The following is a 16172-nucleotide window of genomic DNA, read 5'->3' as shown; positions in this document are numbered from 1 at the left end:
TGCGCGAATGCGCGGAGTGGGCAGGATCGGATCGGTCGCGGCCGCGGTGGTCGCGACGGCGGTACTGGCCGGGTGTGGCAGCAGTGGCGATTCGTCGTCGTCGGCGGCGACGAGCGCCGGCGCAACCGCCGCGCAATCGCAGGGCGGCGGCCACGGCCGCGCCTGCACCGCCGACGACGTCAAGGTCGACGGCGGCTTCGGCGCGACGCCGAAGATCACGCTGCCCGACAGCTGCGATCCGCCGACCGGTCTGGTCACCAAGGACCTCGTCGCCGGCAGCGGCCCGGGAGCCGAGGCGGGTCAGCAACTGCTCATGAACTACTCCCTGGTCACCTGGTCGGACAAGCAGAAGCTCGACAGCTCGTTCGACCGCGGCCAGCCGTTCCCGCTGACCCTCGGCGCGGGCATGGTCATCCAGGGCTGGGATCAGGGATTGGCCGGCATCCAGAAGGGCACCCGCCGCCTGTTGATCGTGCCGCCGCAGCTGGGCTACGGCCAGGGCGGCAACGGTGTCAAGCCCAACGAGACGCTCGTTTTCGTGACCGACGCGGTCCAGGTCGGCAGCTGACCGATGCCGTGCGGCCCCCGGCCGGGAGTACCGGGGTCGGTCGACTAATCTGGTCCGGATGCGATCGGGGGGACCCTGACGCCGACCGGACGATGTCGGCCGACCCACAGAACGTCAAACGGAAAAGTACAACGAACAAGGAGCATGTCCGTGAAGAGCACCGTCGAGCAGCTGAGCCCGACCCGGGTCCGCATCAACGTCGAGGTGCCCTTCGAGGAGCTGAAGCCGGACTTCGATCGGGCCTACAAGGCGCTGGCGAACCAGGTGCGCATCCCCGGCTTCCGCCCGGGTAAGGCGCCCGCGCGACTGCTGGAGGCGCGACTGGGCCGCGGCGCCATCCTCGAGCAGGTCGTCAACGACGCGTTGCCGGCCCGCTACAGCGAGGCCGTCTCCACCGCCGACGTGAAGGTCATCGGCCGCCCGGAGATCGAGATCACCAAGATCGAGGACGGCGCGGAGCTGGCCTTCACCGCCGAGGTCGACGTCCGCCCGGAGATCACCCTGCCCGACTACAGCAGCATCGCCGTCACCGTCGACCCGATCACGGTCGGCGACGAGGACATCGAGCAGCAGCTGCAGTCGCTGCGGCAGCGCTTCGGCACCCTGAAGAACGTCGAGCGCCCGGTCGCCGAGGGCGATTTCATCTCCATCGACCTCTCGGCCACCGTCGACGGGCAGGATGTCGAGGAGGCCGCCACCACCGGCCTGTCCCACGAGGTCGGCTCCGGTCAGCTGATCGCGGGCCTGGACGAGGCCGTGACCGGCCTGTCCGCCGGCGAGTCGAAGGAGTTCACCTCCACTCTGGTCGCCGGTGAGCACGGCGGCAAGGATGCGGTCATCACCGTCACCGTGCAGACGGTCAAGGAGCGCGAGCTGCCCGAGGCCGACGACGAATTCGCTCAGCTGGCAAGCGAATTCGACACCATCGACGAGCTGAAGACCGATCTGCGCGGCCGCGTCGAGCAGGTCAAGAAGGTCGAGCAGGCCGGCGAGATCCGCGACAAGGTGCTCGAGGCGCTGCTGGAGCAGACCGAGGTGCCGCTGCCGGAGGGCGCCGTGCAGGGCGAGATCGACGCCGTCACCCATGACGCGGTGCACGGTTTCGACCACGACGAGGACGCGTTCGCCGCCGCCCTGGCCGCCGAGGGCTCCTCCCGCGAGGAGTTCGACAAGGATGCCAAGGAAGCCGCCGAGAAGTCGGTGAAAACCCAGCTGCTGCTGGACGCGATCGCCGAAGCGGAGCAGACTCAGGTCGGGCAGCAGGAACTCACCGAGCGGATCCTGTTCCAGGCACAGCGTTACGGCCTGTCGCCGGAGCAGTTCCTGCAGCAGGTCCAGCAGGCCGGTCAGCTCGGCGCGATCTTCGCCGACGTCCGTCGCGGCAAGGCCCTGGCCGGCGTGGTCGGCCAGGCGACGGTCACCGACTCCGAGGGCAACACCGTGGACACCGAGGAGATGTTCGGCACGCTGGAGGCCGACGACGAGGCCGTCGAGATCGTCGACGACGAGACGGCCGGCGAGTCCACCGAGGCGAGTGCGGAGTAACGAGTTGCGTTCGCGGCGCTATTGTCACGGGATGATGAGCGGCGTGCCGCGCGTCGGCGAGGTTCGCCGTTAGCGAAGCGGGGCGGTACCGGGAGTTCGGTGCCGCCCTGCTTCGTTAGGGTTTGTGTCAGCGAACAAGGACAGGGTCGAGCGATGGGCACCGAGGAGACGGCTTGCGTCACCACGACACGCCTCTGGGAGACCGTAAATGGGATCAAGGCAGTGCTTGCGAGCACCGAGCCGGTGAGAGAGGGCAGGTATCCGTGACAATCAATCAGGCAGGGCCGGTCATGACATCCGCGACCGCTGGTCTCAACCTCAGTGATTCGGTGTACGAACGCCTGCTGCGGGACCGCATCATCTTCCTGGGCACCCAGGTCGACGACGACATCGCCAACAAGCTCTGCGCGCAGATCCTGCTGCTGGCCGCGGAGGATCCGAGCCGCGAGATCTCGCTGTACATCAACTCGCCGGGTGGGTCGGTCACGGCGGGTATGGCGATCTACGACACCATGCAGTTCGCCGAGTGCGACATCTCGACGATCGCGATCGGCCTGGCCGCGTCGATGGGGCAGTTCCTGCTCACCGCCGGCACCACGGGTAAGCGATACGCGTTGCCGCACACCCGGATCATGATGCACCAGCCGTCGGCCGGTATCGGTGGTTCGGCCGCGGACATCGCGATCATGGCCGAGCAGTTCGCGCACACCAAGCGCGAGCTCAACGAGTTGCAGGCGCTGCACACCGGCAAGTCGGTGGAGCAGGTCACCGCGGACGCCGACCGCGACCGCTGGTTCACCGCCAAGGACGCGCTGGAGTACGGGTTCATCGACAAGGTGATCACGCACGCCCGGCAGGCCTCCAACGGCAGTGCGAACTGACCTGCGCCGCACAGCGAAACGAGCTCAACCCCACCGACTTTGGAGACGAAGATGACCCTCATCGATCCCCGCGCCGGCCTGTCCGGGATCGCGCCGGCGAGCCCGCAGGCGCGGTACATCCTGCCCTCCTTCATCGAGCACTCGAGTTTCGGCGTCAAGGAGTCCAACCCCTACAACAAGCTGTTCGAGGAGCGCATCATCTTCCTCGGCGTGCAGGTGGACGACGCCTCGGCCAACGACGTGATGGCGCAGCTGCTGGTGCTGGAGTCGCTGGATCCCGACCGTGACATCACGATGTACATCAACTCGCCGGGTGGCTCGTTCACCTCGCTGATGGCGATCTACGACACCATGCAGTACGTGCGGGCCGACGTGGCCACCGTCTGCCTGGGTCAGGCCGCCTCGGCCGCCGCCGTGCTGCTGGCGGCCGGCACTCCGGGCAAGCGGGCCTGCCTGCCCAATGCCCGGGTGCTGATCCACCAGCCGTCGCTGGAGGGTGGCATCCAGGGCCAGGTGTCCGACCTGGAGATCCAGGCCGCCGAGATCGAGCGCATGCGCCGGCTCATGGAGACCACCCTGGCCCGGCACACCGGTAAGGACGCCGACACGATCCGCAAGGACACCGATCGGGACAAGATCCTCACGGCCGACGAGGCCAAGGAGTACGGGATCATCGACACGGTGTTCGACTACCGGAAGCTCAGCGCTCAGAAGAAGTGAATATGTGGCGAATCCCTCGTCGGCGCCGTTCGGCGAGGGGTTTTCCGGAGCAGAAGTGGCAGGCGTGACGTACCGGGACACTCCCGTGACGAGAAACGTGCTCAAGTTGTCGACCTCGATCGCGCGTTCCGGGTACGGTCACACTAGGGACCTTTGCTCATGGTTGCCGAATGGAGTCGAAGGCGAACCTGTGCCCACCCCCATCTGGCCGCGCCGAAATGTGGCCGGCGCGAGATACTGATGGTTGTGCGACGGGTAGCGTTGTTCGCAGATGGCTTGTCGGCAGCCGGGACAGACGGTTGCACGCGGACAAGGAAGTAGGGACCCACGAGATGGCGCGCATCGGTGATGGCGGCGATCTGCTGAAGTGCTCGTTCTGCGGAAAGAGCCAGAAGCAGGTCAAGAAGCTCATTGCGGGACCGGGGGTGTACATCTGCGACGAGTGCATCGATCTGTGCAACGAGATCATCGAAGAGGAACTGGCCGAATCCAGTGAGGTGAAGCTCGACGAGCTGCCGAAGCCGCAGGAGATCCGCGACTTCCTGGAGCAGTACGTCATCGGGCAGGATTCCGCCAAGCGCACCCTCGCCGTCGCGGTGTACAACCACTACAAGCGCATCCAGGCCGGAGACAAAGGCCGGGACAATCGCGGCGAACCGGTCGAATTGGCCAAATCGAACATTCTGATGCTGGGCCCCACCGGCTGCGGTAAGACCTATCTCGCACAGACTTTGGCGAAGATGCTGAACGTCCCGTTCGCCATCGCCGACGCCACCGCGCTGACCGAGGCCGGCTATGTCGGCGAGGATGTCGAGAACATCCTGCTGAAGCTGATCCAGGCCGCCGATTACGACGTCAAGCGCGCCGAGACCGGCATCATCTACATCGACGAGGTCGACAAGATCGCCCGCAAGTCGGAGAATCCGTCGATCACCCGCGACGTGTCCGGCGAGGGCGTGCAGCAGGCGCTGCTCAAGATCCTGGAGGGCACCCAGGCGAGCGTGCCGCCGCAGGGCGGCCGCAAGCATCCGCATCAGGAGTTCATCCAGATCGACACCACCAACGTGCTGTTCATCGTGGCGGGTGCGTTCGCCGGGCTCGAGCGGATCGTGCAGGATCGAGTCGGCAAGCGCGGCATCGGTTTCGGCTCCGAGGTGCGCTCGAAGGCCGATATCGACACCAGCGACCGGTTCGCCGACGTCATGCCCGAGGATCTGATCAAGTTCGGCCTGATCCCCGAGTTCATCGGCCGCCTGCCGGTCGTCGCGTCGGTCACCAATCTGGACAAGGACTCGCTGGTGCGCATCCTGTCCGAGCCGAAGAACGCGCTCGTGAAGCAGTACGTGCGGCTGTTCGAAATGGACGGCGTGGACCTGGAATTCACCACCGACGCCCTGGAAGCCGTTGCGGATCAAGCGATCCTGCGCGGCACCGGCGCCCGCGGCCTGCGCGCCATCATGGAGGAAGTGCTGCTGCCGGTGATGTACGACATCCCCAGCCGCGACGATGTCGCGAAGGTGGTCGTCGACGCCGACACGGTCAACGACAACGTGCTGCCGACCATCGTGCCGCGCAAGCGGCAGCCGCCGGAGCGGCGCGAGAAGTCCGCATAGTCGATACCGCCCCCGGCACACCCGGGGGCGGAGTCGTGTATGGGGGGCAATCTCAGTGTGCCGAGTCCGCGCCCCTGGTCATGGGACGAATCGGACCCCTGGGCGTAGGCTTCGGATATCGGCGGACGCCGACTGTTCGGGCCTGCTCCGGTAGGAGGACGATAGAGCCATGCACCGTAACGCCCCCACTCGCGATATCGACGAGGCCAGGCTCACGGTCACCCCGCCCAAACAGCAGGCCGCCGGTGTCACGGCGGTGACGGTCGCGCTCGAGCGCGCCGTCGAGGAGATGGGTGTGGTGCGGACCGCGCGCACGCTGGCGCGGGTCAATCAGCAGCACGGCTTCGACTGCCCGGGTTGCGCCTGGCCGGAACCCACCGGACATCGGCGACCGGCGGAATTCTGCGAGAACGGCGCGAAGGCGGTCGCCGAGGAGGCGACGCTGCGCACCGTCACCCCCGAATTCTTCGCGGCGCACTCGATCGCGGACCTGTCCGGGAAGTCCGGATACTGGCTGGGCCAGCAAGGCCGCTTGACGCATCCGATGGTGCTGCGGCCCGGCGATACCCACTACGCGCCGATCTCCTGGGACGACGCCTATCGACTCATCGCCGAAACCCTGCGTGGGCTGGACTCACCGGACGAGGCCCTGTTCTACACCTCCGGACGCACCGCCAACGAGACCGCCTTCCTGTATCAGCTGCTGGTCCGCAGCTTCGGCACCAACAACCTGCCGGACTGTTCCAACATGTGTCACGAGTCGTCCGGCACGGCGCTGACCGGCTCGATCGGAATCGGCAAGGGTTCGGTCTCCATCGACGATTTCGAGCGGGCCGATCTGATCGTGGTGGCGGGACAGAATCCGGGCACCAACCATCCCCGGATGCTGTCGGCGCTGCAGAAGGCCAAGGCGGCCGGCGCGCGGGTGATCGCGGTGAATCCGCTGCCCGAGACCGGGCTGCTCGGATTCCGCGATCCGCAGACCGTCAAGGGTTTCACCACCGGCGTCGCCATCGCCGACGATTTCCTGCAGATCCGGCTCGGCGGCGATATGGCCCTGTTCCAGGGGCTGGCGAAACTGCTGTTCGAGGCGGAGGACCGCGCGCCGGGTACGGTGGTCGACCACGCCTTCGTCGACGCTCACACCGCCGGATTCGCCGAATACGAGAAGCAGTGCCGCGCCGTCGATCTCGCGATCGTCGAGGAGGCGACGGGACTGTCGCGGGAGCAGTTGGCGCGGACCGCCGGAATGCTGGCGGAGTCGAGGTCGACCATCGTCTGCTGGGCGATGGGGCTGACCCAGCAGCGGCACGGCGTCGCGACCATCGAGGAGATCACCAACCTGCTGTTGCTGCGCGGCATGATCGGCAAGCCGGGTGCGGGCGTATGCCCGGTGCGCGGACATTCCAACGTCCAGGGCGACCGGACGATGGGTATCTGGGAGCAGATGCCCGAGCCGTTCCTGGCCGCGCTCGACTCCGAATTCGGCATCACCAGCCCGCGCAGGCACGGATACGACACCGTGGACGCGATCCGCGCGATGCGCGACGGCCGGGCGAAGGTGTTCGTCGGGATGGGCGGCAACTTCGTCTCCGCCACGCCCGATACCGAGGTCACCGAGGCCGGGCTGCGCAGTTGCGCACTGACGGTGCAGGTTTCGACCAAACTCAACCGCAGCCACGTGGTGCACGGGCACACCGCGCTGATCCTGCCCACCCTCGGCCGTACCGACGCCGACCTGGGCCCCGACGGCCGCAAACAGCAGGTGTCGGTGGAGGATTCGATGTCCATGGTGCATCTGTCCACCGGCCGGCTGACCCCGGTGAGCGACGATCTGCGCAGCGAGGTGGCGATCGTCTGCGAGCTCGCGGCGGAACTGTTCGGTCCGGAACATCCGGTGCCGTGGGCGCGACTGCGGGCCGACTACGACCTGATCCGCGACGCGATCGGCCGGGTGGTGCCCGGATGCGCCGACTACAACACGAAGGTGCGGCGGCACAACGGTTTCCAGCTACCCCATCCGCCCCGCGACGCCCGCGAGTTCCGGACCGCCACCGGGAAGGCGAATTTCGCGGTGAACGAGCTGCACTGGCTACCGGTGCCCGAGGGCCGGCTGATCCTGCAGTCGCTGCGCAGCCACGACCAGTACAACACCACGATCTACGGCCTGGACGATCGCTACCGTGGAATTCACAACGGGCGCAAGGTGATTCTGGTCAATGCGGCGGACATCACCGCACTCGGATTCGCCGACGGCGATCTCGTCGACGTGATCTCCGAATGGGCCGACGGCGATCGCCGGGTCACCGGGTTCCGGATCGTCGGCTACTCCACGCCGCGCGGCAACGCTGCGGCCTACTATCCGGAGACCAATCCGCTGGTCCCGCTGGATCATGTGGCCGAGCGGTCCAATACGCCGGTCTCGAAGGCGGTCACCGTCCGGCTCGAACCGCACGTCCACATGCCGGCCGCGGCGTCATGAGCCGGGTCACCGCCCGCCGTCGGATGGTGCGGATCACCCCGGCGGGGGAGATCCGGCGGCCGGATTCGCTGGCCGTGGAGGAACCCCTGGAACTGCGGATCGACGGGCAGTCGCTGACGGTGACGATGCGCACGCCGGGCAACGACGTCGATCTGGCACACGGATTCCTGTTGAGCGAGAACATCATCGGCGTCGCCGACGATATCGTCTCGGCCCGCTACTGCGCCGGTACCGACCAGGACGGCCGCAACACCTACAACGTCCTCGACATCGGATTGCGCACGGCCACACCGATTCTCGCTCGCGGCTTCCCGACCACGAGCGCCTGCGGCCTGTGCGGCAAGACCGCGCTGGACGAGGTGCACGCCCGCAGCCGGTATCCGCTGCCCGCCGAAGGGCCGGTGGTGGACGCCGCGGTGCTGTCCGCCCTGCCCGGTGAATTGCGTTCCCGTCAAGCCGTTTTCGACGCGACCGGGGGCCTGCACGCGGCGGGCCTGTTCACCGCCGACGGCGTCGCGCTGGCGGTCCGCGAGGATGTCGGGCGGCACAACGCCGTCGACAAGGTGATCGGCTGGGCGATGCGCGAGAACCGGATTCCCGCCGGCGATCTGGTGCTGGTGGTCTCCGGCCGCGCCTCCTTCGAGCTGGTGCAGAAGGCCGTCATGGCCGGGATTCCGATGCTGGCGGCGGTCTCGGCGCCCAGTTCGCTGGCCGTCGACCTGGCTGCGGACAGCGGGCTCACCCTCGCCGGATTCGTCCGCGGCGAGACCATGAACATCTACACCGGAGCCCATCGCGTCGCCCGCCGGAGTGCTACCCTCGCTATCTAGAACACGTTCCAATTCTGTGGGAGTCGAGATGGCGCAGGCGATTCGCGAGACGATCGAGCGGTACGTGCAGTTGATGACGACCGGCCCGGCGCCGGAACTCGCCGCGCTGTACGCGCCGGACGCGGTGGTCGTGGATCCGATCGGCAGCGAACCGCGCCGCGGCGCCGCGATCGAGCAGTTGTACGCCGCCCTGGACGTGATGGAACAGCGCAAGGCGGAACTGCACACCGCGCGCATCAACGGTTCGCATGCGGCGTTCTGGTTCACGCTGATCACCGAGGCGAACGGCCACCGCATGACCCTGTCGGCGATCGACGTCATGGAATTCGACGACGAGGGCCGGATCACGAGCATGCGGGCCTACTGGGATCCCGCCGAATTGCAGTTCGAACCGATCGGCTGAGCGACCGGTTCGTGTCGGACCCCCGCGCTACGGTAGCTGTACAACCGGCGATCGGCGGGAGGGCCCGATGCGTATTTCGGTGGAGCGGTGGGGTGACGGGCTGCGGGTACGCATGCGTTTGGATGTGGACCGGCGGCGGTGGCTGATCACGCGGATCGCCACGGCACTGTTGGCGGTGATCGGTGTGGTGACCGGGGTGTGGGCGCTGCTCGCGCCCGCGGCCTGGTTTAGGAGTTTCCCGTTCGGGCTGAACTGGGTGCCGATGGGCGGCCCGTACAACCAGCATCTCGCGGTGGACGCGGGCGCGTTCTTCCTCGCGCTGGGGGTGCTCGCCGCGGCCGCGTTCGCGCTGGCCGACAGTCTGCTGTCCCGGGTGACGGGGGTGGTGTGGCTGGTGTTCGGGGTGCCGCATCTGATCTATCACGCCGCGCATCGCGCGGATATGTCCGCGGCCGGATTCACGCTGATGCTGATCGCGGCGGCGCTCATGGTCGCGATCGCGGCGGTGGCGGTGATCGCCGCACCGCGCGGCCGGGTGCCGCTGCGTGATCCGGCGCCGATGAACATTCGGCTGCCGGGGCGTCGTAACGGGTGATCCCGGCGACTCGATCTGATTGGTATCGGACAAGGTTCAACGACGAACCACGGGAGATCGACGAGGATCTCCGCCACGGGCGCGGCCGGGCCGACCGGTCGTCACCGGTCCGACGTACGGGCATACCGCGAATGCCGGGAGGCGATCCGGGGGGTGCGGATGGAAAGGGCTCGCTGACAGCGTCACTCGCCGGTGGCGCTGTCACCGATGATCTCCGCGCGAGGGAGAGTGGTCAATGCGGCCAGTGTGTTGAGGAAACCCCGGCGGTCCGCGGGATCGAGGCGGCCGAGCAGCAGTTCCTCCTTGGCCTGGATCGCGGCCTGCGTGGCGTCGCGCAGCCGCCGGCCGGCCGGGGTCAGGGCGAGCAGCCGCGCGCGGCGGTCGGCCGGATCGGGGCGGCGTTCGATCAGTCCGCGTTCCTGCAGGTCGTCGAGGACGGCGATGATCCTGGTCTTGTCGGCGCCGATCTCCTCGGCGAGCAACCCCTGACCGCGAGTCGGGGAACGGCCGAGGGCGAGCAGGACCGAATAGGCCCACATGGTGAGCCCGTGCGAATCCAGGACCGGCTGTTCCGCCGCCACCAGGGCGCGGGCCAGCGGCACGATCATCGCCGCCAGATCCGGGCGTTCCTTCTTCGCCATGCGGACATACTTTACGTTCCCGATCGGCGGCGAAGCCGTGGTGGCGTCAGTGCGGCCAGGCGGGTGAGCGCCCGAGCAGGGTGAGGATGCGGTCGAGTGGTGTGGCGTCGTTATCGGGCAGCGCGGGAGCGAATGCCGCACCGGGACGCAGCCGTTCGTCGCCGTTGGGGACCGCCTCGGCGATCCGCAGCGCGGGTTCGGCGAGGGCATCGTCGAGCCGGTATTCCAGGCCCAGCGTGCGGGCGACGTCCCAGCCGTGCACCACATAGTCGATGAGGTGGAAGCCGACGGCGATACTTCCCGGAATCCGGACGCCGGGACCGATCTCCGGCAGATCGAAATCCCGTTCCAGCACACCGGGTTCGGTATAGGCGGCGGTCACGCCGGCCGCGGCCGCGGCGTAGTCGGTCACCGGGTCGGCGGCGAGCGGCCGGGGCACCCACAGCTCCGGATCGGCGCCGGCTCCCCGGGCCGCCGCGGCGAAGCCGCGATGCTGAACGGTCATGTGGGACAACAGATCCGCCAGATTCCAGGCGGCGCACGGGGTGCTCCGCCCGAGATCGCCGGCGGTGATCCGGGAGACGAGGACGACGCTGTAGTCGACGGCGCGGCGATTCAGTGCTCGGATATCAGCCATAGCCAAATAGTAAGCTCATGCACATCATATGTCCAGGCTTATCGTCCGTACGTGCAGATCGAATAGGCGGAGGTGGCGACCGGACCGCCGCACCCGTCTGACAACTTGCTGAGAACCGGCGCTCGGCGACACTCCGGGGCGTCGTCGCACGTTGACCAGGTATCGAGCCGAGTCTCGGGATCCGGCTCATCACGAAGGAGAGTGCGTCATGAGCCTCATCGGCACGCTGCTCGGAATTGTCCTGACGGTGTTCATCGTGCTGCTGATCGCCCGGATGGTGCTGGACTGGGTCGAGGTGCTCGGCGGCCGTTCGGAGTGGGCGCGCCGCGGCCGGCGGATCACCCATGCCTCCACCGAACCGGTGATCGCGCCGGTGCGGCGGGTACTGCCCCCGCTGCGCGCCGGTGGAATGTCGATCGACCTGGCCTTCACCGTGGTTTTCCTGCTGGCGCTGGTCCTCCGCTCGGTCGCCTTCGCGCTCTGAGTACGACCGCGGCCCGGATCGTCGCGGATCCGGGCCGGGGCCGATCGGTGGACGACGGCTCAGCCGACGACGGCCGGTTCCGTCTCGGCCGACGACGCGACCTCGGCGGTCGCACCGGGCCGCGCCGGGCGCAGGCCCAGTACCGCGGCCGCGATCGTCGCCGCGCAGGCGCCCGCGCCGACCCAGAAGGCCAGCGTGAACTGACCCTCCTGCGGGAGCGCGAGATGCGGGAGCAGTTTGCCGGTCAGCAGGGTGGTGATGATCGCGCTGCCCAGGGAACTGCCGACCGTGCGGGAGATGGAGTTGATGCCGTTGGCGACACCGCTCTGATGATGCGGGACACCGGCGGCGATCAGTGCGGGCATGGCGGCGTAGGCGAGGCTGATCGCCACACCGACCACCACGCCGGAGAGGATCACCGGGGCGGTGGAGTCGTGTGCCAGTGCCAGCCAGCCGAATCCGATCATTCCGACCAGGCCCGACAGTGCCAGAACCCAGCGGCCGCCGAGCCTGCCGACCAGCAGTCCGCCGATCGGGGCGGCCACCATCATCGCCAGCGTGCCGGGCAGCAGGTACTCCACCGAGGCGCGCAGGATCGAGGCGCCGAAACCGTAACCGGCGGCGCGGGCCGGGATCTGCGACAGATACGACACCCCGGTGAACTGCAGGAACATTGCGAACCCGATCAGCAGGCCGGACAGGTTGGTGAACAGCACCGGACGGTGGACGAACATGTCCAGATCGACCAGCGGCACCGGCACCGTGCGCTCGATGACCACCCACAGCACCGCGAACACGAGCGCGGCGGCGAAACAGCCCAGCGTGCCGGGTGCGGTCCAGCCCCAGGTGTGGCCCTGCGAGATCGGTAGCAACAGCAGCACCAGGAAACCGCCGAGGGTCAGCGCGCCGGGTACGTCGACGCTGCCCGGATGCCGCCGGGAGGCGGCCGGTACCGCGATCGCCGTCGCGATCAGCGCCAGGATCGCGAGGACGGCGGTGAACCAGAACACGACGTGGTAGTCGGCGTCGTGCCCCTTGGTCAACAGGCCCGTGGACACCAGGCCGATACCGCCGCCGAAGCCCAGGGTGCCGCTGACGATCGCCATCGCGGCGTGCAGCCGTCGCGCCGGAACATGTTCGCGCAGCACCGCCAGCGCCAGCGGGAAGATCGCGGTCGCGACGCCCTGCAACGCGCGGCCCACGAGCAGGACGGGCAGCGAGCCGGCCAGCGCGGAGACCACCGAACCGGCCACGGCCACGGCCAGCACCGCCAGCAGGGTCGGTTTCTTGCCGTACAGATCGCCCATGCGGCCCAGTAGCGGCGTGAACACGGCCGCGGCCAGCAGCGTCGAGGTGGTCACCCAGCTCACCGATGTGGTCGATTCGTGCAGATCGGTCGCGATCAGGCCCAGGATCGGCACGGCCTGGGTCTGCATCAGCGTCACGATCATCGCCGCGAACGCCAGCGCGGCGGTCAGTGACAACCCTTTTCGTTCCACCCGGTCACCTCCGGAAAGCTCGCATCGAATTACTTGAAGACCTCAATCATCTAAGGGTTCCATGATCAGGGTTGTCAAACGTGGCGGTACCATCGGGCCTATGAGCCCCGACACATCGCCGAGCCCGCTGGCGTTGCTGGTCGCGCGCTTCGTGTCGGCCTATCTGGAGGAATTCCTGGCGTCCGCCGAGGGGCACGGCCTGACCCTGACCCAGGCGAAGATGCTGCTCGCGCTGAACGAACCCCCGTCCGAACTGCCGATGCGGGTGCTGGCCAGCCGGCTGACCTGCGACCCCTCGAATCTCACCGGGGTGGCGGACCGGATGGAGGCGCGCGGGCTGGTGCGACGCACGGTGAATCCGGCGGACCGGCGGGTGAAGTACCTGGTCGCCACCACCGCCGGTCGCGCGCTGGCCGACCGTATCCGCGCCGGTCAGGCGCGTTCGCTGCGGGCGCTGGCCGAGCTGACGTCCGCCGAGGAGCGGCACCTCGAGAGCATCCTGGAGCGTCTGGTCGGCAAGCTGGAGGCCCGCGAGGACTAGGCCGCGCTCCCCGGCGCGAACAGCAGCGCCGAATCGCCGAACTCGTGCCAGAGATATCCGGCGGTGAGGGCGGCCCGGTAGGCGTCGCGAACCTGCTCCGGGCCCGCCACGGCGTCCAGCAGGTGCAGATGGGAGGCGCCGGCCTCGTGCCAGCCGGTGATCAGGCCGTCCACCGCGCACGCGGGACGATCCTCGCCGAGGACCAGTTCGGTCCAGCCGGACGCCGGATGCACCTGCCCGGCCGGATCGGCCGCGGATTCGAGCGCGCGGGTGACCGTCGTGCCGACGGCGACCACCCGGCCGCCGGCCGCATGCGTCGCGTTCACCCAGCGCGCGGTGGCGGCCGGCACCTCGAAACGCTCGGGGCTCGGCGGTTCGCCGGTTTCGGGGGAGGAAACCCCGGTGTGCAGGGTGATCGGCGCCATCGAGATTCCGGCGGCCACCAGATCGGTCACCAGCCTGTCGGTGAACGGCCTTGCGGCGCTGGGCATTTCGGCGCTGCCGGGAATGCGGCCGAATACCGTGTGATAGAAGTGCGGCGACCAGCGCTCGGTGACGTAGGCGTAGCTGATGGGCCGGCCGTGCCGGGCCAACAGGGCGGGCACGTCGGCGCCGGTCTCGGCCACCCACAGTCGCCGCGCCGGGGGCAGCCAGGGTCGGCGCAGGGTCACCACCGCACCCGGGAGTTCCACGCGCGCACCGGGTTCCGGGGTGGCCGCGGTCAGCGGCACGCCCGCCGGATCGCGCAGTTCCAGGACCCAGGCGCCGTCGTCCAGCGCGGTGGCGAAGTGCGCGACCACCGGTAGTCCGCGATACCGGGCGTCCACCGCCGCGTTCGTGGTCGCGGAGTTGTTCACCACCAGCAGATCGCCGGGCCGCAGGAACCGGGGCAACTCGCGGAATCGGGCATGGGTCAGTGAGCCCTTGTCCGACACCAGCATTCGCACCTCGTCGCGGGCCAGGCCGCGGGCCTCCGGCGGTGCGGTCGCCGCGCGATCGGCGGGTACGGTGAATTCGTGCAGTGCCACGGTCATCGGGGCACATCCTTTCCTCCGGCCGGCTGCCGGCCGTTGCTCGATGGCCCGGTGGGAGCGAATTCCGCACTCGGGCAGCGGATTCAGCGCGCCGGGGTGAGATCGGCGGCGAGATAGCGCCCGCTCGGCGGACGGCTGTCGATCAGATGCCGGAATGCCGGGACGACCGTCTCGGGTTCCGGCCGATCCGAGATGTCCTCGCCGGGGAAGGCCGCCTGATGCATCGCGGTCCGCATATCGCCGGGATCGAAGCTGTAGACGCGCAGGTCCGGATTCTCGACGCCGAAGATCGCGGTCAGCTGGTCCAGCGCCGCCTTGGAACAGCCGTAGCCGCCCCAGCCCGGATACGCGCCGAGCGCCGCGTCGGAACTGATGTTCACCGCGATACCGTGCGCGGCCAGCAGCGCCGATCGGGTCAGTTGCAGGATCGCCAGTGCCGCCACCACATTGGTGGTCAGCAGGTCGCCGAGTTCGGCCGGTGCCAGGTCGGCGAGGGCCGGCATCGGGCTCGGGCCCAGGGCACTGGCGTTGTTGACCACCAGATCCAGCCGGTCGAGTTCCCCGACCACCCGGGCCAGACGGTCGCGGTGTTGCGGATCGGCCACGTCGCCGGCCACCGCGATGGCGCCGGTCGCGTCCCGCACGCGGATCAGGGGTTCGAGGTGGCGCGCGGTGAGGATCAGATCCCAGCCGCGCTCGGCCAGGGCGAGGGCCAGCGCCCGGCCGAATCCGGCCGACGCGCCGGTGATGAGTGCTGTTGTCGTTTCGGGCATGTCCCCATGGTGGAACCTGAACTATCCTTCAGGTCAAGGCTCGCGGCCCGCGGGCCGATGAATTCTCCCCGCCGCCGCCGTCAAACCTGCGAACGACCCACTGCCGAGGAGACACCATGACCTACACCTTCCGACCCGGCGACCCCTGCTGGGTGGACCTGTTCACCTCCGACTCCGATCGCGCCATCGCCTTCTACGGTGAACTGCTCGGCTGGACCGCCGAGCGGGCCGAGGAGTTCGGCGGATACATCAACTTCAGCAAGGACGGCGAGCTGGTCGCCGGCGGTATGCACAACGACGGCACCTCCGGTGGCCCCGATCAGTGGACCGTGTACCTGACCGCCACCGACGCGCAGGCCACCACCGATGCCGCGGTCGCGCACGGCGCGCAGGTCGTGGTGCCGCCGATGCCGGTCGGCGACCTCGGGCAGATGGCGGTGCTCGGCGATCCGGTGGGCTCCGGCGTCGGTATCTGGCAGCCGGGCACGCATCGCGGTTTCGGTGCGTTCGGTGTCGTCGGCGACGGTGTCTGGCGCGACCATGTCGGCCGCCCGTCCTGGTTCGAACTGCACACTCGCGACTACGCCACCGCCCTGGACTTCTACCGCACGGCCTTCGGCTGGCAGGATCCGTTCACGGTCGCCGACACCCCCGAATTCCGGTACACCACCATCCATTCCACCACCCCGATGCTGGGCGGCGTGATGGATTCGGCGGCCTTCCTGCCCGCGGGCGTGCCCGGCGGCTGGCGGGTCTACTTCGGCGTCGAGGATGTCGACGCGGCCGCGAAAACCGTGGTGGCGCTGGGTGGTTCGGTGGAGCGTGAGCCCGAGAACACGCCGTACGGCCGGCTCGCCTCCGTGGTCGATCCCGGCGGCGTCCCGTTCAGCCTGGGCGGCAACAACATCTGATCGCAGCGGCGGCGC

The 16172-nt window shown here is 68.5% G+C and carries 17 protein-coding genes; 12 read left to right on the top strand and 5 right to left on the bottom strand.

Going from position 1 to position 16172, the window contains the following annotated elements; translation table 11 throughout:
- The first annotated feature begins 7 nt into the window (after positions 1 to 7).
- The 9 genes from G361_RS0119615 (at position 8) to G361_RS0119575 (ending at position 9637) form a co-directional block, all read left to right on the top strand.
- Entirely contained in the window at positions 8 to 568 is a 561-nt protein-coding gene (locus G361_RS0119615; RefSeq protein WP_026343253.1) for an FKBP-type peptidyl-prolyl cis-trans isomerase, read from the top strand.
- 150 nt (positions 569 to 718) lie between these two features.
- Positions 719 to 2113: a trigger factor gene (gene tig, locus G361_RS0119610; protein WP_026343252.1), complete on the top strand. Its 1395-nt coding sequence runs from the start codon at positions 719 to 721 to the stop codon at positions 2111 to 2113.
- A 269-nt stretch (positions 2114 to 2382) separates the two neighbouring features.
- Positions 2383 to 2994, top strand: a complete 612-nt coding sequence (locus G361_RS0119605; protein ID WP_255359834.1) for an ATP-dependent Clp protease proteolytic subunit — start codon at positions 2383 to 2385, stop codon at positions 2992 to 2994.
- Positions 2995 to 3045: 51 nt separating this feature from the next.
- Positions 3046 to 3714 carry an ATP-dependent Clp protease proteolytic subunit gene (locus G361_RS0119600; RefSeq protein WP_019928809.1) on the top strand — a complete coding sequence of 223 codons (669 nt, stop codon included), beginning with the start codon at positions 3046 to 3048 and terminating at the stop codon, positions 3712 to 3714.
- A gap of 332 nt (positions 3715 to 4046) precedes the next feature.
- Entirely contained in the window at positions 4047 to 5327 is a 1281-nt protein-coding gene (gene clpX / locus G361_RS0119595) for an ATP-dependent Clp protease ATP-binding subunit ClpX (protein WP_019928808.1), read from the top strand.
- A 169-nt stretch (positions 5328 to 5496) separates the two neighbouring features.
- Positions 5497 to 7809 (top strand): FdhF/YdeP family oxidoreductase, encoded by a 2313-nt coding sequence (locus G361_RS0119590; protein WP_019928807.1) that lies wholly within the window; start codon positions 5497 to 5499, stop codon positions 7807 to 7809.
- On the top strand, positions 7806 to 8639 hold the full coding sequence (fdhD, locus tag G361_RS0119585) for a formate dehydrogenase accessory sulfurtransferase FdhD (RefSeq protein WP_019928806.1): 834 nt from the start codon (positions 7806 to 7808) through the stop codon (positions 8637 to 8639). Before G361_RS0119590 ends, fdhD begins: the two co-directional genes overlap by 4 nt.
- 28 nt (positions 8640 to 8667) lie before the next feature.
- Positions 8668 to 9042 (top strand): nuclear transport factor 2 family protein, encoded by a 375-nt coding sequence (locus G361_RS0119580; RefSeq protein WP_019928805.1) that lies wholly within the window; start codon positions 8668 to 8670, stop codon positions 9040 to 9042.
- 67 nt (positions 9043 to 9109) lie between these two features.
- Complete coding sequence (locus G361_RS0119575; protein WP_019928804.1) at positions 9110 to 9637, top strand: hypothetical protein; 528 nt, start codon at positions 9110 to 9112, stop codon at positions 9635 to 9637.
- Between the two features lie 182 nt (positions 9638 to 9819).
- On the opposite strand, the gene G361_RS0119570 is transcribed toward G361_RS0119575, so the two are convergent.
- Together G361_RS0119570 and G361_RS0119565 are read right to left on the bottom strand one after the other, a co-directional pair.
- Positions 9820 to 10278, bottom strand: a complete 459-nt coding sequence (locus G361_RS0119570) for a MarR family winged helix-turn-helix transcriptional regulator (RefSeq protein WP_019928803.1) — start codon at positions 10276 to 10278, stop codon at positions 9820 to 9822.
- A gap of 46 nt (positions 10279 to 10324) precedes the next feature.
- The gene (locus G361_RS0119565) at positions 10325 to 10915 is read right to left on the bottom strand and encodes a TIGR03086 family metal-binding protein (RefSeq protein WP_019928802.1); all 591 of its coding nucleotides are present in this window, start codon (positions 10913 to 10915) and stop codon (positions 10325 to 10327) included.
- 208 nt (positions 10916 to 11123) lie between these two features.
- On the opposite strand from G361_RS0119565, the gene G361_RS0119560 reads away from it, so the two are divergent.
- On the top strand, positions 11124 to 11399 hold the full coding sequence (locus G361_RS0119560) for a YggT family protein (protein ID WP_019928801.1): 276 nt from the start codon (positions 11124 to 11126) through the stop codon (positions 11397 to 11399).
- A gap of 59 nt (positions 11400 to 11458) precedes the next feature.
- Here the strand turns inward: G361_RS0119560 and G361_RS44160 are convergent, their stop codons facing one another.
- Positions 11459 to 12898, bottom strand: coding sequence for an MFS transporter (locus G361_RS44160; protein ID WP_036494170.1), 1440 nt, complete (start codon positions 12896 to 12898; stop codon positions 11459 to 11461).
- Between the two features lie 100 nt (positions 12899 to 12998).
- On the opposite strand from G361_RS44160, the gene G361_RS0119550 reads away from it, so the two are divergent.
- A complete protein-coding gene (locus G361_RS0119550; protein ID WP_019928799.1) occupies positions 12999 to 13439 on the top strand; it encodes a MarR family winged helix-turn-helix transcriptional regulator in 441 nt (146 codons plus the stop codon).
- On the opposite strand, the gene G361_RS0119545 is transcribed toward G361_RS0119550, so the two are convergent.
- Together G361_RS0119545 and G361_RS0119540 are read right to left on the bottom strand one after the other, a co-directional pair.
- Positions 13436 to 14473 carry an S-adenosylmethionine:tRNA ribosyltransferase-isomerase gene (locus G361_RS0119545; protein ID WP_019928798.1) on the bottom strand — a complete coding sequence of 346 codons (1038 nt, stop codon included), beginning with the start codon at positions 14471 to 14473 and terminating at the stop codon, positions 13436 to 13438. The two genes, G361_RS0119550 and G361_RS0119545, sit on opposite strands and share 4 nt — an antisense overlap.
- 83 nt (positions 14474 to 14556) lie before the next feature.
- Positions 14557 to 15246, bottom strand: coding sequence for an SDR family oxidoreductase (locus G361_RS0119540; protein ID WP_019928797.1), 690 nt, complete (start codon positions 15244 to 15246; stop codon positions 14557 to 14559).
- A gap of 116 nt (positions 15247 to 15362) precedes the next feature.
- Between G361_RS0119540 and G361_RS0119535 the strand changes: the two genes are divergently transcribed.
- On the top strand, positions 15363 to 16157 hold the full coding sequence (locus G361_RS0119535) for a VOC family protein (protein WP_019928796.1): 795 nt from the start codon (positions 15363 to 15365) through the stop codon (positions 16155 to 16157).
- Positions 16158 to 16172 lie beyond the last annotated feature (15 nt).

It is taken from the genome of Nocardia sp. BMG111209, assembly GCF_000381925.1.
GTDB lineage: Bacteria > Actinomycetota > Actinomycetes > Mycobacteriales > Mycobacteriaceae > Nocardia.
The sequence above is the reverse complement of the archived record's forward strand: the minus strand, read 5'-3'. Positions and strand labels throughout refer to the sequence as shown.